Genomic DNA, 19,736 nt, shown 5'->3' with positions numbered 1-19,736 from the left:
ATCAGTTCTCCTCGGTGCTCGTGCGCTGCGTGCTCGCCTGCTGCAGGCCCGTCTGCCCGCTGGGTCGCGGGCGGACTGTGACCTTCTCGATGGGCAGGTCGGACGCCTCCGACGCCGTCAGCTCGATGATCCGGTCGACATAGATGCCGGGAAGGTGGATGTCGTCGGGTCCCAGCTCACCCGGTTCCACGAGTTGGTCGACCTCGGCGATGGTGATGCGTCCGGCCATCCCCGCCAGCGGGTTGAAGTTGCGAGCGGACTTCTCGAAGCGCAGGTTTCCGTGCCGGTCGCCGACGGCCGCTCGGACGAGCCCGAAGTCGGTGCTGATCGCGGTCTCGAGCACATACTCCTTCGAGTGCCCGAACACGTCGAACGGCCGCAGCTCCTTAGGGAGGCTCTGCTCGGCGATCGAGCCGTCGGGGGCGTACCGGATGGGCATCCCACCGTCAGAGACGGCAGTGCCGGCACCGGTCGCGGTGTAGAACGCGGGGATCCCCACCCCGCCGGCGCGCAGCCGCTCGGCGAGTGTGCCCTGCGGGGTGAGCTCGACCTCGACTTCGCCGCCGAGGTACTGCCGCGCGAACTCCTTGTTCTCACCGATGTAGCTCGCGATCACCCGGCGGATGCGCCCGGCGGCCAGCAGTTCGCCGAGCCCCCAGCCGTCGACGCCGCAGTTGTTGCTGACGACCTCGAGCCCGTCGACGCCGCTCGCGAGCAGCGCCCGGATCAGGACGATCGGCACGCCGGAGAGGCCGAAACCGCCGACCGCGAGCGACGCACCGGCCGGGATGTCTGCGACGGCTTCCGCGGCGCTCGCGCAGGTCTTATCCATCGTTCTCCTCGGGTTCGGCGTCGGGTTCGGGCTCGGGTTCGGTGTCGGGTTCGCTCGCCTGCTCGGCGAACACGTCCCGCATCACGGCGAGCGCCGCGTTCGCAGCCGGCAGGCCGGCGTAGAGCGCGGTGTGGTGGATGACCTCCGCGATCTCGGTGCGCGTCAGACCGTTGCGCAGCGCGGCGCGCACGTGCATCAGCAGTTCGTTCTCATGACCACCGGTCACGAGGCTGGCGAGTGTCGCGATCGAGCGCTGCGCACGGGTGAGCTGCGGTCGCGCCCATACTTCGGCCCACGCGTAACGCGTGATGAAGTCCTGGAAGTCGGCGGTCTCCGGGGTGATCGCGGCGGTCGCGCGGTCGACGTGGGCGTCGCCGAGTACGGCGCGGCGCACGGTCATCCCCTGCTCGTACAGGCTGGGCGTGAGAAGGTGGTCGGCGATCAGCGCAACCGTCGCGTCGGGGTCTTCGAGCGGGACGAGATGGGATGCGTCGGGCAATTCGACGAACCGCGCGTGCGGCAGCGAGGCGGCCAGCTCGTGCATCGCGGACGCCGTGCACACCGGGTCGTGACCGCCCGCGACGATGAGCGCGGGCACCTGCACGCCGTCGAGCGCGGCGGTGCGGTCGAATGCGCCGAGCGCCTCGCAGCAGAGAGAGTAGGACTCGTCGTCGACGTCGAGCAGCGTGCTGAGCGCGCGCGGGCCTGGTCCGTCAGGATGCGCATCCAGGTATCCGGGCGCGAACCAGCGCTGGGCGCTTCCCGCAACCACGGACGCCGTCCCGGATGCGCGAACCTGCGCGGCGCGCTCGTCCCACGACTCGGCGGTGCCGATCCGGGACCCGGAGCAGAACATCCCGAAGCCCACCACTCGCTCGGGCGCAGTGATCGCCAGTTCGAGTGCGACGGTGCCGCCCAGCGAATCCCCGGCGACCTGGAACGCTCCCCCACCGACCTCGTCGACGAGGTCCAGCACGGCGACAGCCAGCTCGGCCACGGTGAACGGGTCGCGGGCGACGGGCGAGGCGCCATGGCCGGGAAGGTCGACACGGAGGATGCGCGGAGCGTCCGGCGACGCGGCGAGTCGGGTGACCACGCCATCCCAGAGTTCGCTGGTGGTGCCGAGCGAAGGAAGCAGCACGAGGAGCCGGCTCGTCGCGGCGGTCGGGCTGGCGGGCGTGAGGAACCCGCGCAGGGTGGGAACGGTCACTGGGGTTTCTCCGTTTCGGGCGTGAGCGCGGCGAACCGGGCGAGGGACGCATCCACGACGACACCAGCGGCCTCGACCGCTGATGCGGGTGCGGAGACCGGCGGAGCCGTGACGACGAGGTGCGACACCGCGTGGGCCAGAACGGCCGCGCTCTCCGCGGCGAGCCGAAGCAGGCCGCGCCAGGCCTGCCACTCTGCGTGCCACTCGCCGGCCGGTCGCGCATCAGAACTGAGTGCCGCGGAGTGCAGGGTCGCGACGAGTCCACCGGCCCGCAGACCGTTCGCGCTGAGGATCACGGCATCCACGGGGTTGCGCTTGTGAGGCATGGCCGACGACGAACCGCCCTCGTCCGGGAGCAGGATGCCGTCGCGGGCACCCAGCGCAAGGTCGCGCCCGATTCGCCCGGCCGACGCGCACACCTGCGCCGCCGCAGCAGCGACCGCGAGCACCGGCGCACGGTCGGTGTGCCAGGCGCGGCCGGGGTCCGCGAGGCCCAGGCGGTTCGCGAGGGATGCGCGGAGCACGGTAGGCGCATCCGCCCTGCCCGCCAGACGGGAAAACGCTTCGCCGGTGCCGACCGCGCCGCCGAGCTGAACCGGAAACCCTGCGGCGTCGATCGCCGCCAGTGCGGACGACACGGTGTCCAGCCAGGCGGCGACCGCACCGCCGAGGGTGGTCGGTTCGGCCTCCTGGCTGAGGGTACGTGCGATGAAGGGCGCCCCCCGCTCGCGTCGGGCGAGCGCGACGAGGGCGCTGCCCGCGGTGGCGAGCTGTGCGCGCGCCTCGGCGAGCACGTCGCGCGAGCTGAGCATCAGCGCGGTGTCGACGATGTCCTGGCTGGTGGCGCCGCGATGCACGCGGTCGGCCCGTTCGCCAGCCTGCCCTTTGAGTTGTTCGACCAGCGCGACGACGGGAATGCCGTCCCTGCGGACGCCCGCGACCAGCGCATCCCGGTCGAGAGTATCCGCGTCGAGCTCGGCAGCCGCCGATGAGCCGTCGGTGCCGTCGAGGTCTGCCCACGCGAGGACGAGGGCGCGCTCGACCGCGACGAGCGCATCCAGTATCGCGTCGTCGCCTGCCGACGCTCCGGCGGAGGCGGCCGGTTCGAGCAGTCCCCAATCGAAGGCGTCAGCCATGGCCGTCCCCGCGGAAGTCGATGAACACGGTCTCATCATCGCCCTGGAGGTGGATGTCGAACCGATAGCTGCGCTCGGCATCAGGATGGGCGATGAGTGTTGGGCGCCGATCCGCGTCCACGCTGCTCAAGAACGGATCGGCGCCGTTGCGGTCCGGCTCGTCGCCGAAATAGGCGCGGGTGAACAGGTGATGCAGGAGACCGCGTGCGAAGACCGTCACCAGAAGGTATGGAGCGGCGCCCGCCCGGGTCGGGCCCGGCTTGACCGTGGTGAAGGTGAACTCGCCCGCACGGTTGGTCGGGGCGCGGCCGAACCCGGTCACCGTGTAGCCGTCGCGGTTGATGCTGCCGACACGGGAAATCGGCGTGCCGTCGCCATCCGCACCCCAGATCTCGAGGAGCGCATCCGGTATCGGCTCGCCGGCCCCGTCGAAAACGGTGCCATGGAGGCAGATTGATTCGGGGTGCCAGGGCGCCGCCACCTGCGGTCCGCCGTCGTACGGCAGGGCGAACCCGTAGAAGGGCCCGATCGTCTGCGAGGGCGTCTGCAGGTACTCGCGGTCGGTCTCGGGGGTGTGCGTGGTCGTCTCGTCAGGCATGGTCGTCTCGTCAGGCATGGTCGGCATCCTCCGGCTCCATCCACGTCGCCTTGCTGCCGGTGAGCACGATGTCCCAGCGGAAGCCGAGCGCCCACTCGGGCACGCTCAAATCGTGATCGTACCCGGCGATGAGCCGCTCGCGCGCGGCCGGGTCGACGATCGACTGGTAGATCGGGTCGAGGGCGAACAACGGGTCGCCCGGAAAGTACATCTGCGTGATCAGACGCTGAGTGAACTGCGTTCCGAACAGGGAGAAATGGATGTGTGCCGGCCGCCACGCGTTGCGGTGGTTGCGCCACGGATACGGGCCGGGCTTAATCGTGATGAACCGGTAGGAGCCGTCGTCGTCGGTGATCGCACGGCCGACCCCGCTGAAGTTGGGGTCGAGCGGGGCTGGATGCTGGTCCCGCTTGTGCTCGTAGCGTCCTCCGGCGTTGGCCTGCCAGATCTCGATCAGCTGGCCGCTCACGGGGTGGCCGTCCCCGTCGAGTACCCGGCCGGTGACAACGATGCGCTCGCCCTGCGGCTCGCCGCTGTGCTGGATGGTGAGGTCGTTCTCGAGCGCTTCGACATCCGAATGCCCGAAGGCGGGAGACACGAGTTCGATCTCTTCGGGATCTGCACGCACGAGCGCGTGGGTCGGGTGCCGCAGCACGGAACTCCGGTACGGCGCGAAGTCACGCAGCGCCTGCTCCGGAAGGGGGCCCGCCGCAGCCGCCGCGGCGTGAGCCTGGGCGATTTCGGAACTGATCTGATCCTGGGTGGGTTCTGTCATCTGTCGTGTCTCCTCAGAACGGGAGTCCTGCGTATTGTTCGGCGAGCGCCGCTTCCGCATGACGCGACGCGGTCGTGTACTCGAGACGGCCGACCTGGCTGCGGTAGCGGAAGGCCATCTCAGACTGCTCCAGCCTGCGGTCGACGTGGAGCAGTTCGGTCATCCACTGCGAGAACTGCTGCACCTTCCATTGGCGTGCCAGTGCAGCGTCGCTGTAAGCACGGAGCAGTGATTCGTCACCGGCCTGCCGTGCGATGAGGGCGCGCCCGAGCAGCGCGACGTCGGCGACGGCGGAGTTGAGGCCTTTGGCTCCCGTCGGTGGCACGATGTGGCCCGCGTCGCCCGCGAGGAAGAGCCTGCCGTGTTCGAGCGTGGAGGCGACGAAGCTGCGCATCGGAGTGATCGACTTCTCGGTGATCGTGCCCTCCTGCAGCGTCCAGCCGGGGACTCCGAGACGTTCCTGGAGCGCATCCCAGATTCGTGCATCCGACCACGCGTCGATGGACTCGTCGGGGTCGACCTGCAGGTAGAGACGTGACACCTGCAACGACCGCATCGAGTGCATGGCGAAACCGTCGGGATGCAGGGCGTAGATGAGATCGTCGGTCGACGGGGCGACGTCGGCGAGTATGCCGAGCCAGGCATACGGATAGCCGCGCTCGTAGGCAGCGACGCCCGGGATGGCCGGCCGGCAGACGCCGTGATAGCCGTCGGCGCCCACGATGAAGTCGGCGTCGATGCGGAGCTCTTCGCCGGAGTGAAGGGCCGTGATGAACGGCGCGTCCGACTCGATCGCGTGAGGGAGGACGGCATCCACGTCGAACCGCACGTCTGAGCCGAAGCGGTCATGCTCGGCGAGAAGATGACGAACGAGTGCCTGCTGTCCGTAGATGGTGACCGTGCGCCCGACCAGGTCGAGGAAGTCGACATGGTGGCGCTGCCCCTCGTACTGCAGGTAGATGCCGTGGTGGGTGAGGCCGCGCTCCTGGAGGTCGGAGTCGAGTTCGAGGTCGCGGAGGATGTCGACGGAGCCCTGCTCGAGCACGCCGGCGCGGATGCGGCCCAGCACATACTCGCGCGACTTCTGCTCGAGGATCACGAAGTCGATGCCCGCTCGGCGGAGAATGTGGCCCAGGAGCAGCCCGGCGGGACCGGCTCCGATGATGGCGACCTGCGTTCGCACGGCTCCCGCCTTTCGCGTCGATGGGAAGGTTCGTCCATCGTCGTGGATGGGCGCGGTCAGCGGGCGACGATTTCCACTGAGTGGAAAGATATTCAGTGCCGGTTGCCGAGGGCGCCCGACATGCCGCGCGCCGCCATCCGGACGCCCAGCGGGAACTGCGGCTCCCCTGCCCGCTCGACGTGTGCGATGACCGAGACCGCTGCCACGACCTCGCCGGCGGCGTCGCGCACCGGCGCCGCGACCGAGAACGCGCCGCGGGTGAGTTCTTCGACCGAGGTGGAGAGCCCGGTCGCACGGATGGCCGCCAGCCGCGACCGCAGTTCGGCCTCGCCGGTGAGGGTGTTGGGGAGGAACTTGCGCGGAGGGCCGGCCAGAAGGTCGTCGAAGACGTCGGTCGGTGCATAGGCGAGGAGCGCGAGGCCGACGGCGGTCGCGTGCAGCGGGAGCCGGGAGCCGACCTCGCTGATCACCGGTACGGCGCCCGGTCCCGAAAGCCGTTCGAGGTAGACGACGCCGAGTCCGTCGCGAACGGCGAGGTGCACGTGCTCGCCGGTGGCCTCCAGGAGGTCGTCGAGGTAGGGACGCGCCACTTCCCGCAGCCGTCGGGCCGTGGGCTGGCGCACACCCAGGCGCCAGAGCTTCATGCCGACCCGGTAGCGGCCGTCGTCGCCGCGAACGAGACCGCCCCACTCGACCCACTCGGCGAGCAGGCGGTGTGCGGTGGACGTCGGGAGGTCGGCGCGGCGCGCGACCTCGCTGAGCGTCAGTTCACCGCCGCGCTCGAAGGCATCGGCGATGGCGAAGACGCGCTCCGCGACGCTGCGCGCGTCGCCTGCACCACCGGCCATGCGGCCAGCCTAAGGCGTCTGCCGGGCGGAGCCCGCCCGCTGCAGCCGCGGCGAAAGTCGGGAAAAGTGGTTCATTCTGCTGACGATGACTGGGAAGCGCGACCACTTCGCCGAGGTGCAGCACACGGCGGCGCGACAGCGCGCTCTCGCCGGGACGATCGCGGAACGGGCTGCCGCGTACGATGCGTACGACCGGCGGGTGAGGCCCTAAACGTCGAACCGCCTGCCGGCCGGGTCGGACTGCCGCACCGTCAAGAGAAGCAGGATGATGCCGCCGACGAACGGCACGAAGGCCCAGAGAAGGTTCCATCCGCTGAGGTTCGCGTCGTGCAGCCGCCGCACGAGCAGGGCATACGACGGGATGATGATGGCCAGCGCCACGAACAAGAACCCGATACTCACGACGGTGCTGGCGACCGAGTGGGCGGGCAGACCGTAGGCGACCACCAGGAACGCCACGTAGACGACGGTGAAGATCAGGTTCCACCACCAGTATTCGCTGCGGCTCGCACGCCCCGAGAACACCGCGTATTTGCTCCAGAATCGCACGAACGCCTGACCGATCGAAGCGCCGGGCAGCGGTTCGGAACGTGGGTCGAGCGGCACGTACGCGCCGGAGGAGTAGCCGGGCACCGAGTAGGCCATCGGCACGTACTCGGTGGGCTGAGCGTAGGTGGGTTGCGCGGATGCCGCCTGCGCGGCGACGGGAGACGGGTAGGCGACCGGCGCGGATACAGGCGGCGCGAACCGTGGATGCTGCTGGGTGTGCTCCGACCATCCCTGCCCGGTCCACCAGCGGAGCTGCGTGTCGTCCAGCGGATCCGGATACCAGCCCGCCGTGGGGTCCGAGGTGGGGGGAACGGCGGTGGTCTCATCCATCTTTCGAGTGTGTCAGCGAGGGCACGCGGGCGCCCATCCCCAGTTCTGGTCAGGCTGCGGCCGGGCGTCGCGACCACAGCACGACCGGGATCAGGAGGAGTGACAGGATGCCGCCGGCGAGCGAAAGGAGCGCGTAGCTGGTGCTCGCCATCACCATCCCGGAGAGCGCCCCTCCGGCGGCGCCGGTGAGAGCGATCAGCACGTCGATCGAGCCCTGGGTCCGCGCTCGGGTCTTCGGGAGGGTCGCGTCGACAATGAGGGCTGTTCCGCTGATGAGTCCGAAGTTCCACCCGAGCCCCAGCAGGGTCAGCGCGAGGATGAGCTGGGCGAGCGAGTCGGGCGGAGCGGTCGCGCTCACGATGCCTGCGGCGAGAAGCGTGACGCCGGCAGCGACCGCCATGACCATCCGGCCGAGCTTGTCGACGAGGATGCCGGTGACCAGTGACGGCAGGTACATCGCGCCGATGTGGATGCTGATCACAACGCCCACCTCCGACAGGCCGTGGCCGTGCTCGCCCATGTACACGGGCGTCATCGTCATGATCGCGACCATCGCCACCTGGGTGAGGACCATCACGGTCGCGCCGACCACCACGCCGCGGTTGCGCACTACGGTCTGGCCGGCGGATGCGTCGACGCCGTCTGCGACCGCCGCATCCTCATCCACGCGCTCGAGCGCCGCCGCCAGCAGCAAAGGGTCCGGCCGCAGCCAGATCAGGAGGACGAGGCCGGCCAGGAGGTAGGCGGCGGCCGCGAGCAGGAACGGGCCCGCGAGGGCTGGGATGCCGAGGCCGGTGGCCACGCTGCCCATCGGCGCAACGAGATTGGGGCCCGCGACCGCGCCCAGCGTCGTCGAGACCAAGGCGAGGCTGGCGGCTGTGCCACGGCGCTGCGGGGGTGCGAGATCGGCGCCGGCGTAGCGGGCCTGCAGATTGGTCGCCGTGCCCGCCCCGTAGACGAACAAGGACACGAAGAGAAGGGGGACGCTCCCGATCGTGGCAGCGAGCACGACGCCGAGCGCGCCGAGACCACCGGCGACGAAGCCTGACGTGAGGCCGAACCGGCGCCCGTTGCGCTGCGAGACACGGCCGACGAGGTAGGCCGTCGCGGCCGATCCGAGGGTGAAGAGTGCCACGGGTACGCCCGCGAGCCCCGCGCCGCCGAGCATGCTCTGTGCGAGCAGTGCACCGACTGTGATGCCTGCGGCGAGGCCCGCTCCGCCGAACACCTGCGCCACGATGACGATGCCGAGGGTGCGACGGAAGAGCGCGCCGGTTCGTTCGGGCGAGCCGGCGTAGGTCTCGACAAGGGCTGGCGGGAGTTGTCGCATCAGTGCACATTATGTCGCGCACATCCGTCGCTGCGGTTCACCCAGTACTCATAGCCGCCCATCCCTGCTCGACCGAGGCGTACCGCGGAGTCCATGCGAGCTCACGTCGCGCCAGGTCGCTGGAGACGCGCAGGTCCATGGTGGTCATCAGCTGAGCCGCATAGGGGAACGCCGCCCGCAACAGCCCCTTCGGCAGCACCAGAGGCGCAGGCGAACTGAAAGCTCGGGCCGCGGCCTCGGCGTAGTGACGCCAACTCGAGCCGGCATCGGCGACGTTGTATGCCCGCCCGGCGACGCCGCGCTCGAGAGCAGCCACCGTCGCTGCGGCTGCGTCCTCATGATGGACGAACGGGATCAGCCCGTCATGATCGGCGACAGGAAGCATCCGCCTGCGCAACATCGGTGCCATCACGTCGGCGTCGAGCCCGTAGAACAAGCCGTAGCGCAGGGCGATACCCTCGATGCCGGCCGCGTCGAAAACCTGCGACTCGGTCGAGCGAAGGGCAGCGATCGTGGGATCGGCACGCGAGCCTTCTGGCTCGCCGAATGGCGCCGACTCGTCGAGAGGGACGGGCCGAGGGCGCCGGAAGCCGTACCCGAACACGATCGACTGGGTCAGCATCCTCGTCGCCCCGACTGCGCCGGCCGCCTCGATGAGACGCGCGGTTCCGGTCTCGCGCAGCTGGTTCGTCCCCGTCATGCCGCCGAACCGCAGAGGCGGTTTGCGGAGGGCGGTCAGCTCGTGGATGACGGCGTCGGCGCGCTGCCCGTCGAGCGCGCGCAGCAAGGCGTCCCGGTCGAGCACGTCGGCAACGATGGCCTCGGCGCCGACACCACGCAGCCGTTCGGCGCTCTGCGGCGATCTGGTGATGCCGATCACCTGGTGTCCTGCTGCGAGGAGTCGCGGCACCAGAACCCGCCCCAACGTGCCGGACGCGCCGGCCAGAAGCACTCTCATTGCCGCGGAGTTCACTTTTCGAGCTGGCCGGCCACGTACTCGCCGCCCGGTTGGCGTGTTATGACGTTGATCCGGTTGAACGCGTTGATGACGGCAATCTGTCCGACGAGGGCGGCAAGCTGCTCTTCGTCGAAGTATTCGGCGGCGGTCGCCCACGCGTCGTCGGTGACACCGGCAGAATCGGCAAGTCGGGTTCCCTGCTCCGTTACTTCGAGCGCAGCTCGCTCCGCATCGGTGAACACCGTCGTCTCCCGCCACGCTGCGACCAGATTGAGTCGCAGCGGTGTCTCGCCGCCGCGCAGCGCCTCCTTGGTGTGCATGTCCAGGCAGCCCCCGCATCCATTGATCTGACTCGCCCGGATCTGCACCAGACCCTGGACCGAGCGGGGCAAGGGTGAGTCTTCCACCACCTTGCCCGCCGAAACGAAGTACTTACCGAACTTCGGTGCGAGAGTCGTGCCCCAGAGGTTGAGCCGTTCGGCCATGATGATCTCCTTCATCGGTTCTCGAATGAACCTTCCACAGGGTTAGACGAGGTGACCGTCGCAGCCGTGACACTGCGCTGCGATTCGGCGGAGCATCCCGCGCGGTCAACGGCGATGCCAACCAGACGGAGGGGCGGTCCGCTCCATAAACTGGGACTGCAGGTAAGGTCATACGTATGGCGACCGAGTCGACGGCTGCATCCCGTCTCATCCCGCAGAGACTCCCAGCAGCACGCCTTGGTGTCGCCGTCGTCGCCGAGCTTGTCGAGCTGATCGTCACCGAGCAGCTGAAGGAGGGCGATCTTCTCCCGCCTGAAGGGCCGCTCAGTGAGCACTTCGGCGTGAGTCGCACGGTGCTCCGCGAGTCGGTCAAACGACTTGAGGAGAAAGGCCTGGTCATCGTCTCGCAAGGGCGCGGCACGCAGGTTCAGGCGCCGGGCTACTGGAACATGCTCGACCCGATCGTCCTGTCTGCACTGATCGACAACGATGAATCGCTCGGGGTGCTGGACGAGTTGACCATCGTGCGCGCGAGCCTGGAATCGGCGATGGCGGGATCGGTTGCGGCATCCCACTCATCCGACGAGTTGCGACGCCTGGAGAACGCGCTCACCGCCATGCGGGAGAGCGAATCGGAGACGGACTCGTTCCGCCAGGCCGACGTGGTCTTCCACTTCGCCCTGATGGAGATCTCGGGAAACCGACTGGCCGAGAACATCGCGAAGCACCTCTACAAGCGGGCGGTCGAATCCAGCCGATACCAGGGAATCAATCCGCCGAACGCGGTCGCGAACACCTTGACCGAACACGCCGCCATCGTGGACGCGATCGCGCGAAACGACGTGACGGCAGCAGAGAAGGCCATGCACGAGCACATCCACGTGTCATGGGAACGCCGACGGCTTCCCGACCACGCGCCTCGCCCCCGGGGCGGCAAGCCTCAGTCGAGCGAATAGACCGCAGCAGCGGTCGAGCCGAAGATCCTCTCACGATCGCTTGCCGTCTGGCCGCCGAGCAACGATTCCAGCGCCGCCGTCCACGCGGGGGCTCCCCCACCGAGTTCGGCAAGCGGCCAGTCGGACCCGTACATCAGGCGTTCCGGCCCGAACGCGTCCAGCGCGTAGTCGACGTAGGGTCGGAGGTCGTCAGCGCTCCAGCCTCCCTTCGCGAGCCCCGACGTCACGCCCGACATCTTCGCGACGACATTCTGATGCCCCGCAACCTGGTTGAAGCCGGACGCCCAGGAGCCGGCGTTCGCACCGGGCCCGGGTGGCCCTCCCCGGTCATTCCAGGTGGTAGAGCTCGTCGATGGGTTGCCACAGTGATCCGGGATCCCGTGTCTCGCCGATCTGCACCTGGCATGGGTCGGTATAGGCCCACCACTCCTGCGACACCGGATCGGCCGCGATCTGACGCATGTCCGCATCGTGGTCATCGCCGACGTAGTCGTAGTAGGCGAAAAGGGTGTCGCCGAAGATGAAGATGCTGTAGTTGCGCACGTTGCACTCGCTCATTGTGCGTTCCACGTCGGGCCACACCGAGCGATGGAGGCGTACGTACTCGTCCCGTTTCTCGGGCCGCACACCGACCACAAGGGCGTGTCGTTCGGGTGCCTTCGTCATGACACCGGCCTCAGGGGAGGAACCGGGACGTCGATGACGTCGGGTTCGGCGACGAGGCGGAGTGCCGCTCGTTCCGGTCGGATGTGGGGGCCGGCCGCGGCGGGGATGGTCGGCACTGCTCCTGCCAGCGTCATCTGCGACTCGTCGACGACGATCCCGATACCCGGGCGGTCGCCGAGCACGATGCCGCCATCATCGAACTGCTGGTCGATATCCAGGCCCACCGGAAAGTGGAGGTCCTGTACTTCATAGGTGAGCAGGTTGGGGACGGCTGCAGCCGCGTGGGCCACCGGATTGCCGTTGTAGGCGACGGGACTGACCGGAAGGTCGCGGCCGTGAGCCAGCGTCGCCACGCGGAGGAAGTGTGTGATCCCCCAGACGTTTCCCACCTGCACGATGTCGATGGCGTTCGCATCGAGGAGAGGCCGGTACTGCTCGAGTCCGGTCAGATTCTCACCGCTGGCGATCGCCGCCCGGATCTTGCCGCGTAGCGCAGCCATGCCGGCGGCATCCCAGCGGCGGAGCGGTTCTTCGACCCAGGTGAGGTCCATCCGCTCCTCGATGGCTGCAACATAGCGAGCCGCCTGAGCGTGGTTCCAGGACTCGTTTGCGTCGAACATGATTGCGGGATGTCGCGCGTTGCGGCTGAGACTCTCCCTCATGATCTCCAGACGCGGGAGGTCCCGATCGATATCCCGGCCGCCCTTCAACTTGCCGGCCTTGAAGCCGCGGTCGGCGAACTCGCCATAGAGCGCCGCGAGATCGTCATCGTCGAGTCCGAACTCGAGTCCCGACGCATACCCTGGGACGAATCGTTCGCGGGCGCCGAGCGTGCGCCACAAGGGCTCATCCGCGCTTTTCGCCTTCAGATCCCAGAGCGCCATATCGATCGCGCCGATGGTTCCGAACGTCGCGCCCGAATGACCGGCCTTGAACACCCAGTCGAGCATCCGGTCATACAGGGCGACGACTGCTCGCGGGTCCTCGCCCTCGACGGCCGGGAAGACCCGCGCGATGTCGCCATGGGCGCCGAGACCCACGCCCTCGACCCCGCTGTCGGTCTCGATGATCAGGACGGGGACCTGAGTCGTGTTGCCACTCTGGACGCCGTTGACGTCACCAGTGAGTCTCCCCAATCGTGAACTGTGGTCAGACTGCGGTATCCGGTGATCTTCACTTCGAGCTCTCCTCATGTACGTGCGTGCTCATTCCTTGGTCCCTCCTGCAGTCATGCCCGTGACCAGGAATCGCTGGGAAAACAGAAAGACGATGAGGACGGGAAGCACCGAAACGATCGTCGCCAGCGCCAAGGTCGGCAGCTGGACCGAGTCCGATCCGGCGGAGCTGGGGTTGAACGCGGGAGTCGACGACAACAAGGACGTCAGGCCGACCTGGATGGGATACCCGTCGCTCGACGGGAGCATCACGAACGGGAGAAAGAAGTTGTTCCAGTTCTGCACAAAACTGAAGAACGCGACCAGCGCGACGATCGGCGCCCCCAGCGGCAACGCGACGCGGGCGAAGACCTGCAGCTCACTGCATCCGTCGATCCGAGCCGCGGCCAGGAGGTCGCGGGGAATGCTGGTCGAGAAGTAGATATACGTCAGGTATACGCCGAATGGAAAGAACGACATGGGCAGGATGACCGAAAGCGGGCTTCCGATGAGCCCGACGCTGTTCAGCTCCAGGAAGATGGGAAGCACCAGTGCGGTGCTCGGAATCAGCATCACGACCAGCGTGAGGACGAGGAGCGGCTTGCGCAGCTTGAATTCGGTGAGCGCAAGAGCGTAGCCGGCCGGAATGCTGACCACGAGGGTGATGACGAGGGCACCGAGCGCATACTCGGCCGAGTTTGCAATCCACGTGGTGACAGCACCGTCCTGGAACCCGAACAACTGGTTCCAGTTCGCGACGAAGTCGGTCCAGGAACCCAGTGAAAAGGGATTGTCGACGATAAGCGCCCGCGATGATTTGGTCACTGCGAACAGCAGCCAGACGATCGGGATCACGAAGAAGAGAACGAATACGATCAGGACGAGCCCCGCGACGGCACGCCCGCTCCAGCCGCGAAGACTGACGCGGCTACGTTGCCCGGTGGAGAGTGCGGTCATGGTCATTCCCTTTCGAAGAGACCGCCGCGGGTGACGAACACCCACGACAAGAGGAGCGCGACGATGAGCAGGATGAGCGAAATGGCGGCGGCGCCGTTGAAGTCGTTCTGCTCGAACGCGTACTGGTACGCCAGCTGGTTCAGCGAGTAGTCATTCGGGACCACGCCGTTGCTCGCCTGGCTCAGCAACTGCGGTTCCACGAACAGCTGCGTCCCTGCCGCCAGTGACATGACACCCATGTAGGCGATCCACTTGCGCAGCATCGGAAGCTGGATGCGTATCGCGATCTGGACGGCGTTCGCACCGTCGATGCGCGCAGCTTCGAGGATGTCCGTGCTGATGTTGTTCAAGGCGCCGTACATGATGACGATCCAGCCACCGGCTCCGGTCCAGAAGGCGATGATTGCGAAAATGGCGGGAAGGTTGCCTGGCTGGATCACCTGCACGAAGCTGTTGAAACCCATCAGGCGGAGGAGACCGCTCACCGGGCTGGCTGTCGGATCGAGCACGAACAACCAGAGGAGCACGCTGGATGCCCCCGCGAGCGCACCGGGAAGGTAGTAGACGAACCGCAGTGAAGTGCTGGCCCACCGTGCTCGCAGCCCGTGCACCAGGAGGGCGAGCAGCACGACGAAGATGACGAGTGCGATCAGCCAGATCACCAGGTAGAGGGTCACATGGAGTACCGCTGGCCAGAACCGGAAGTCTGTGACGACCGTCACGAAGTTGTTGAAGCCGGCGAAGCCGCCGTCGGCGTTGGTGAACGCCAGCAGTATCGCGTACAGCGTGGGGATGATTCCGAAAGCAAGAGCGAGGAGGGCGTAAAGCGAGACGAAGACGTAGCCGATCGGTGTGCGTCCCGGCGCTCGGCCGCTCCGGGCTGACCGCCGACGCCCGGAGGCGTCGACGGTCAGCCGGTCGCTCGGTGGAGCGAGGGTCATGTCAGTTCACCTTGTATCCGTTGACCTTGGCCTGATTCTCGATGGCCTGCTGCCACGTCGGAAGCAGATCCACGATCGACTGGCCACCCGTGATCGCTGGGGTCATGGTCTTGGCCCAGACCGCCTCCTGGCTGAAGATGGGGTAGCCCCAGCCATCCCACACTTGCGAGGCAGCCGTCACAATCGGCTTCAGCGGAGTCGCGAAGTAGTTGCTCGACTCCTGCTTGGCGATCCACTTCTCTGCGGCCGGTGCGTAGGCCGGATAACCGGGCGCCACTGCGACCTGGTAGTCGTCGGCCGTCGTGACGAACTGGGCGAACTGTTCGGCCGCCTTCAGATTCTTCGAGTGGCTGGAGATGAACCAGGTTCCGCCGCCGACGTTGCCGGTGACGGCGCTGTCCTCACCCTTCCAGGGAAGCGGTGCCGCGACGCCCAGCTGGCCGGCCGGGACGTTGAGCGACTGCGGGTTGTTGAAGATGGCGCCTGCGTACCACGCCGGCCCGGGCATCATGAGTACCTTGCCGGAGTAGTTCTTCACGAACTCGGGAGTGAACACACTGACCACGGGAACGGTGCCGTCCTTGCGCAGGGTGTCGAGCAGCGAGCCGGCTCGTTTGCACTCGGTCGAATCGGTCTTGACGGTTACCGATTTCACGCCGGTCACGTCATTGGCCTGGCATTTGCTCGCCCACATGAAGACCTCGGGCGTCCAGGCGTCACCGGCGGATCCGATGATGTAGCCGGGATGTTCTTTCGCGACCTTCTCGCCGAGAGCCTGGTACTCCTCCCACGTCGTGGGCAGTGCGTAGCCGAACTTGTCCATGAGCGACTTGTTGTACCAGAGCACCGCCTGGGCGAGGTCGTTGCGGAGGCAGTACACCTCGCCGCTCACCGTGCACGGGTTAAGTGCGCCCTCGGTGAAGTTGCTGAGCGTGTCCTTGGGAACCAGGCCCTTGTCGAGCACGGCGGCGAACGCCTGCTTGCCGCCGCTCTTCTGGCTGGCCCAGGCGGCGTCGTTGTTCTGGCTCGAGAACACGACGTCCGGCCAGCCGCTGCCCGCCCGGTCGAAGAGTTGCATCTTCGTCTTGAACGAGTTCGAGCCGTTCGCAGAGCCGTCGTAGGTCACGACCTTGATTTTGGTGTCCGGGTTTGCCTTCTCGAATGCCTTGGCGGCCGCCTGGCGGTCCGCATCCACCCAGACGGTGATCGTCGAGGCGGGGTCCTGCTTGGCTTCGGGAAAGCCGTACGACCCGTTGGTTGTGCTCCCGCCGTTGCTGCAACCGGTGAGAATCAGGAGCGCCGCAGCGGCGCCGAACGCGGCAGCAGTGAGCGCCGATCGGCGGCGTGCACGCACCACAGTGGGTATTCCGACCATGAGATGTCCTTGTCTTGTCGACTTCGTTGACGACTCCGAGGAGGCGTGTTTCAGACTATAGAGCATACGTATTATGTTTGCCAATATCGCGGTTCAGCGCGTGACAGGATCGTTATCTTCGAGCATCCGGATGTCGTCGATCCGCGGCATGCTCTCCCAGTCGCCGGGTCCCATGCAGGCGAAGGCGCCCGCGACAGTGGCAAGATGCAGGCACGCCGCCATGCCCTCCCCTCGGAGATAGGCCGACAGGAAGCCCGCGACGAAGGCGTCGCCGGCGCCGACGGAATCGATGACAGGTACCGTGATCGCCTCGCACTCGATCGGCACCCCTTCCGACCACGCCAGGCTGCCGGCTGCCCCACGCTTCACGACAGCGATGCCCCGGCCGGCCGCTGCGAGGGCCCGCCCGAGCGAGACCGTATCGTCTGGGGGCAGGCCCGTGAGGAGCGCCGCTTCGTCTTCACCGGCGAAAACGATGTCCGCGCGTGCCGCGATCTCCCGGTACAGCTCGGACGGATCGTCATCCCGCCACAACGACGGCCGGTGGTTCACGTCGAACGAGACAGGTACACCCGATCGCACGGCGAGTTCGATCACCTCGCGGACGACCTGGCGCGCTGAAGCGGAGATCGACGCCGTGATTCCGGTGACGTGCACCAATGACGCACCTGCCACCAGTTCCGGAGCGATGTCGCCGGGTGAGAGCCGGCTGCCTGCGCTGCCGGCGCGATAGAAGGAGACCCTCGTCGTGTGCGGGGTGCGCTTCTCCTTGACCATCAGGCCGGTTGGCGCCCCGGGGTCGACGATCGCACGCACGTCGACGCCCTCGCCCCTGATGTCGCGCAGGACACGACGACCGAGGCCGTCCGAGCCTACGCGCCCAACCCAGACCGACTCGACACCCAGACGCGCGAGCCCGATCGCGACGTTGCTGTCCGCGCCGCCCGTCCCGATGCTGGCGCCGCTGACGTCGGCCAGATCGCCGAACTCGGTGGTGCGGAACAACCCCATGGTCTCGCCGAAGGTCAGGACGTGGCCACTCATCGGGTTGCAGCCATCGCGTGCCGGCACAGCGCCTCGACGGTCGAGAAGTCTCCGGCCGCGATCGCCGCACGCGGGACCATCCAGCTCCCCCCGATCGCGATCACCGAGGGCAGAGCGAGATAGTGGGCGGCGCGGCCCTCGTCTATGCCTCCGGTCGGTATGAACGAGATGTCAGGGAAGACGGCAGCGAGAGCACTCAGCGCGACCGTGCCGCCGAGCGCTTCTGCGGGGAAGAACTTGACCGTACGCACGCCGAGGGCGCGAGCCCTCATCAGTTCAGTCGCCGTCGCGATTCCGGGGATCGCGGGTACTCCTCGGTGCCGGGAACGGGCGAGCACCTCATCGGCCACGCCGGGGCTCACGACAAAGGCCGCCCCGGCGTCGACGGCCTCGTCGACCTGCGATGCGTCCAGCACTGTTCCCGCTCCGACCCTCAGGCCGGCTGTACGCGCGAGGATTCGGAGAGCAGACAGCGAGGCCGGAGTGCGCAACGTCACTTCCGCTTGTCGGATGCCGGCCGCGACCAGAGTTCTGCCGAGCGGCTCGGCCCTCTCGGCGGAATCGAGCACGATGACCGGCAGCACGGGGTCGAATGCGATCATCGCGCCAGCCATCCCCCGTCGACGGGCACGATCACTCCGGAGACATAAGCGGCAGCATCGGAGGCGAGGAAGACCGCCGCCCCGCCGATATCCTCCGGTCGACCCCACCGCCCAGCGGGGATCCGTTCCAGGATCGCCTGCGATCGGTCTGGATCGTCCTGCAGGGCCTGCGTGTTGTCGGTCGCGATATAGCCGGGAGCGATCCCATTGACTGTCACCCCTCGCGAGGCCCACTCGTTCGAGAGCGCGCGGATGAGGCCCGCCACCCCCGATTTCGCCGCCGCGTAGCCCGGCACATTGATGCCGCCCTGGAACGACAGCAGGGACGCGGTGAAGATCACCCGGCCCTGGCCACGCTCAAGCATCCCGCGACCCAGGATCTGGCTGAGCACGAATCCACTCGTGAGGTCGACCTCCAGCACTTCGTCGAACCATTCGGCCGGATGGTCGGTGGCCGGGGCACGCCGGATTGTCCCGGCATTGTTCACCAAGATGTCGACCGGCCGCTCTCCGGCGGCGACACCCTCGGCGAAGGCGACCGTCTGCGCCCTGTCCGCCAGGTCCACCCGGTGTCCGGAGAACTCGCGGCCGAGTTCGGCCACCCTGCCAGCGATGGCCGACGACGTCGGATCGAGCGTCGCCGACGCTCCGATGATGTCGGCGCCCGCCGCCGCGAGCGCCTCCGCGATGGCGAAGCCGATACCGCGTTTCGCGCCTGTCACGACGGCCAGGCGTCCACTCAGATCGAACGAGTCGCTCATCGGGCCCGGACCTCGACGAGGATCTTCATCGCCTTGCCGGCTTCGAGCGAGCGGAACGCGGATTCGACCTCGGCCAGAGGCACGACATCGGTGACGAGACGGTCAGCCGGGATCGCCCCGTCTGCCACCAACTCGACGGCGCGTTCGAAATCCCGGCGCTCGTAGACACGCGCTCCCAGGATGGTCAGCTCACGCCAGAAGACTCGGTGAAGGTCCATGGGCCGCGGTTGCGAATGGATCGCAACGACGACGAGGGTGCCGCGGACTTTCGCGAGACTCGTGGCGCCGAGAACGGCGGCCGCAGCGCCGGACACCTCGAAGACCACGTCGGCACCGGCGCGGTCCGTCCAGGCCTCGACCCATGCGACCTGGTCGACAGCGGAGGGATCGAACGTAGCAAGGCCCAGCTGCTCCGCTGCGGATCGGCGGGTCGGATCGATCTCGGCGACGACGACGTCGGCGCCGGTCGTCCGAGCGACCGTTGCGATCAGCGTCCCGATCGGGCCGGCTCCGATGACGACAACTCTGTCTCCTGCACCGAGACCCGACCGCCTGACGTCGTGAACTGCGACTGCGACAGGCTCGACGAGGGCGGCGTCACGGAGGGACACGCCGGCCGGAAGAGGGACGAGCACGTCGGCCGGTACGTTCCAGTACTCCTGGAGCGCGCCCGGGCTGTCGATTCCGATGAAATCGAGGTTCTGGCAGATGTGCATATTGCCTGCGAGACAGGCCGGGCACGTTCCGTCCCACGCCAATGGCATCACGGTCACTTTGTCTCCGACCGACCACCCCTCGACATCGGCGCCGATCTGCTCGATCGTCCCGGACATTTCGTGACCGATCGTCGCAGGCTTCGTGACGCGAGCATCCATGTCGCCGTGGAACACGTGCAGATCGGTGCCGCAGATGCCGACATAGGCCACCGCTATCCGCACTTCGCCGGGCTCGGGCATCAGTGACGCCCGCTCCTCGACAGTGATCGTGCGCTCTCCCACATAGTTTGCTGCCAACATCGCCGACTGAAACCTCCTCGTTGTCACCGC

Annotated in this window: 23 protein-coding genes; 2 read left to right on the top strand and 21 right to left on the bottom strand. The window is 67.5% G+C overall.

The features are described from left to right. Nucleotide 1: 1 nt before the first annotated feature. The 7 genes from AAYO93_RS01625 to AAYO93_RS01595 all read right to left on the bottom strand — a co-directional run bounded on the left by AAYO93_RS01625 (nucleotide 2) and on the right by AAYO93_RS01595 (nucleotide 6,582). A complete protein-coding gene (locus tag AAYO93_RS01625) occupies nucleotides 2-832 on the bottom strand; it encodes a CoA transferase subunit A (RefSeq protein ID WP_345763285.1) in 831 nt (276 codons plus the stop codon). After that, nucleotides 825-2,042 carry a bifunctional 3-oxoadipate enol-lactonase/4-carboxymuconolactone decarboxylase PcaDC gene (locus AAYO93_RS01620; protein WP_345763284.1) on the bottom strand — a complete coding sequence of 406 codons (1,218 nt, stop codon included), beginning with the start codon at nucleotides 2,040-2,042 and terminating at the stop codon, nucleotides 825-827. Before AAYO93_RS01620 ends, AAYO93_RS01625 begins: the two co-directional genes overlap by 8 nt. Further along, entirely contained in the window at nucleotides 2,039-3,178 is a 1,140-nt protein-coding gene (locus AAYO93_RS01615) for a lyase family protein (protein ID WP_345763283.1), read from the bottom strand. The genes AAYO93_RS01620 and AAYO93_RS01615 overlap by 4 nt, the downstream gene beginning before the upstream one ends. Further along, nucleotides 3,171-3,794 carry a protocatechuate 3,4-dioxygenase subunit alpha gene (pcaG, locus tag AAYO93_RS01610; RefSeq protein ID WP_345763282.1) on the bottom strand — a complete coding sequence of 208 codons (624 nt, stop codon included), beginning with the start codon at nucleotides 3,792-3,794 and terminating at the stop codon, nucleotides 3,171-3,173. Before pcaG ends, AAYO93_RS01615 begins: the two co-directional genes overlap by 8 nt. Then, nucleotides 3,787-4,551, bottom strand: coding sequence for a protocatechuate 3,4-dioxygenase subunit beta (pcaH, locus tag AAYO93_RS01605; protein ID WP_345763281.1), 765 nt, complete (start codon nucleotides 4,549-4,551; stop codon nucleotides 3,787-3,789). The genes pcaG and pcaH overlap by 8 nt, the downstream gene beginning before the upstream one ends. 13 nt (nucleotides 4,552-4,564) lie before the next feature. Next, nucleotides 4,565-5,734 (bottom strand): 4-hydroxybenzoate 3-monooxygenase, encoded by a 1,170-nt coding sequence (locus tag AAYO93_RS01600; RefSeq protein WP_345763280.1) that lies wholly within the window; start codon nucleotides 5,732-5,734, stop codon nucleotides 4,565-4,567. Nucleotides 5,735-5,826: 92 nt separating this feature from the next. Beyond that, nucleotides 5,827-6,582 (bottom strand): IclR family transcriptional regulator, encoded by a 756-nt coding sequence (locus AAYO93_RS01595; RefSeq protein ID WP_345763279.1) that lies wholly within the window; start codon nucleotides 6,580-6,582, stop codon nucleotides 5,827-5,829. Nucleotides 6,583-6,667: 85 nt separating this feature from the next. Here AAYO93_RS01595 and AAYO93_RS01590 point away from each other — a divergent pair, with 85 nt between their 5' ends. Further along, on the top strand, nucleotides 6,668-6,793 hold the full coding sequence (locus AAYO93_RS01590; RefSeq protein WP_345763278.1) for a hypothetical protein: 126 nt from the start codon (nucleotides 6,668-6,670) through the stop codon (nucleotides 6,791-6,793). Here the strand turns inward: AAYO93_RS01590 and AAYO93_RS01585 are convergent. Genes AAYO93_RS01585 through AAYO93_RS01570 form a run of 4 tightly spaced genes read right to left on the bottom strand, consistent with a single transcriptional unit; the run spans nucleotide 6,790 to nucleotide 10,234 of the window. Continuing rightward, nucleotides 6,790-7,461 (bottom strand): DUF805 domain-containing protein, encoded by a 672-nt coding sequence (locus tag AAYO93_RS01585; RefSeq protein ID WP_345763277.1) that lies wholly within the window; start codon nucleotides 7,459-7,461, stop codon nucleotides 6,790-6,792. The genes AAYO93_RS01590 and AAYO93_RS01585 overlap by 4 nt on opposite strands. A gap of 49 nt (nucleotides 7,462-7,510) precedes the next feature. Beyond that, complete coding sequence (locus AAYO93_RS01580) at nucleotides 7,511-8,791, bottom strand: MFS transporter (protein WP_345763276.1); 1,281 nt, start codon at nucleotides 8,789-8,791, stop codon at nucleotides 7,511-7,513. A 37-nt stretch (nucleotides 8,792-8,828) separates the two neighbouring features. Continuing rightward, nucleotides 8,829-9,749 (bottom strand): NAD-dependent epimerase/dehydratase family protein, encoded by a 921-nt coding sequence (locus AAYO93_RS01575; protein ID WP_345763275.1) that lies wholly within the window; start codon nucleotides 9,747-9,749, stop codon nucleotides 8,829-8,831. Between the two features lie 11 nt (nucleotides 9,750-9,760). Beyond that, complete coding sequence (locus tag AAYO93_RS01570; RefSeq protein ID WP_345763274.1) at nucleotides 9,761-10,234, bottom strand: carboxymuconolactone decarboxylase family protein; 474 nt, start codon at nucleotides 10,232-10,234, stop codon at nucleotides 9,761-9,763. Between the two features lie 176 nt (nucleotides 10,235-10,410). On the opposite strand from AAYO93_RS01570, the gene AAYO93_RS01565 reads away from it, so the two are divergent. Next, a complete protein-coding gene (locus AAYO93_RS01565) occupies nucleotides 10,411-11,190 on the top strand; it encodes a FadR/GntR family transcriptional regulator (protein WP_345763273.1) in 780 nt (259 codons plus the stop codon). Here AAYO93_RS01565 and AAYO93_RS01560 read toward each other — a convergent pair. From AAYO93_RS01560 to AAYO93_RS01515, 10 genes are all read right to left on the bottom strand, one after another. Further along, on the bottom strand, nucleotides 11,175-11,567 hold the full coding sequence (locus AAYO93_RS01560) for an amidohydrolase family protein (RefSeq protein WP_345764937.1): 393 nt from the start codon (nucleotides 11,565-11,567) through the stop codon (nucleotides 11,175-11,177). The two genes, AAYO93_RS01565 and AAYO93_RS01560, sit on opposite strands and share 16 nt — an antisense overlap. After that, nucleotides 11,518-11,856 carry an L-rhamnose mutarotase gene (locus AAYO93_RS01555; RefSeq protein WP_345763272.1) on the bottom strand — a complete coding sequence of 113 codons (339 nt, stop codon included), beginning with the start codon at nucleotides 11,854-11,856 and terminating at the stop codon, nucleotides 11,518-11,520. Before AAYO93_RS01555 ends, AAYO93_RS01560 begins: the two co-directional genes overlap by 50 nt. After that, nucleotides 11,853-12,992: a mandelate racemase/muconate lactonizing enzyme family protein gene (locus tag AAYO93_RS01550; protein WP_345763271.1), complete on the bottom strand. Its 1,140-nt coding sequence runs from the start codon at nucleotides 12,990-12,992 to the stop codon at nucleotides 11,853-11,855. The genes AAYO93_RS01555 and AAYO93_RS01550 overlap by 4 nt, the downstream gene beginning before the upstream one ends. Before the next feature lie 69 nt (nucleotides 12,993-13,061). After that, complete coding sequence (locus tag AAYO93_RS01545) at nucleotides 13,062-13,967, bottom strand: carbohydrate ABC transporter permease (RefSeq protein WP_345763270.1); 906 nt, start codon at nucleotides 13,965-13,967, stop codon at nucleotides 13,062-13,064. 2 nt (nucleotides 13,968-13,969) lie between these two features. After that, entirely contained in the window at nucleotides 13,970-14,908 is a 939-nt protein-coding gene (locus tag AAYO93_RS01540; protein WP_345763269.1) for a carbohydrate ABC transporter permease, read from the bottom strand. 1 nt (nucleotide 14,909) lies between these two features. Beyond that, complete coding sequence (locus tag AAYO93_RS01535; RefSeq protein ID WP_345763268.1) at nucleotides 14,910-16,283, bottom strand: ABC transporter substrate-binding protein; 1,374 nt, start codon at nucleotides 16,281-16,283, stop codon at nucleotides 14,910-14,912. A 93-nt stretch (nucleotides 16,284-16,376) separates the two neighbouring features. Beyond that, entirely contained in the window at nucleotides 16,377-17,327 is a 951-nt protein-coding gene (locus AAYO93_RS01530) for a sugar kinase (RefSeq protein ID WP_345763267.1), read from the bottom strand. Further along, nucleotides 17,324-17,929: a bifunctional 4-hydroxy-2-oxoglutarate aldolase/2-dehydro-3-deoxy-phosphogluconate aldolase gene (gene eda, locus AAYO93_RS01525; protein WP_345763266.1), complete on the bottom strand. Its 606-nt coding sequence runs from the start codon at nucleotides 17,927-17,929 to the stop codon at nucleotides 17,324-17,326. Before eda ends, AAYO93_RS01530 begins: the two co-directional genes overlap by 4 nt. Continuing rightward, nucleotides 17,926-18,690, bottom strand: a complete 765-nt coding sequence (locus AAYO93_RS01520; protein WP_345763265.1) for an SDR family oxidoreductase — start codon at nucleotides 18,688-18,690, stop codon at nucleotides 17,926-17,928. The genes eda and AAYO93_RS01520 overlap by 4 nt, the downstream gene beginning before the upstream one ends. Then, on the bottom strand, nucleotides 18,687-19,706 hold the full coding sequence (locus AAYO93_RS01515) for a zinc-dependent alcohol dehydrogenase (protein WP_345763264.1): 1,020 nt from the start codon (nucleotides 19,704-19,706) through the stop codon (nucleotides 18,687-18,689). The genes AAYO93_RS01520 and AAYO93_RS01515 overlap by 4 nt, the downstream gene beginning before the upstream one ends. Between the last annotated feature and the right edge of the window lie 30 nt (nucleotides 19,707-19,736).

Origin of the sequence: Diaminobutyricibacter sp. McL0608, from assembly GCF_039613825.1 — a bacterium.
Classification (GTDB): domain Bacteria; phylum Actinomycetota; class Actinomycetes; order Actinomycetales; family Microbacteriaceae; genus Diaminobutyricibacter.
The sequence above is the reverse complement of the archived record's forward strand: the minus strand, read 5'-3'. Positions and strand labels throughout refer to the sequence as shown.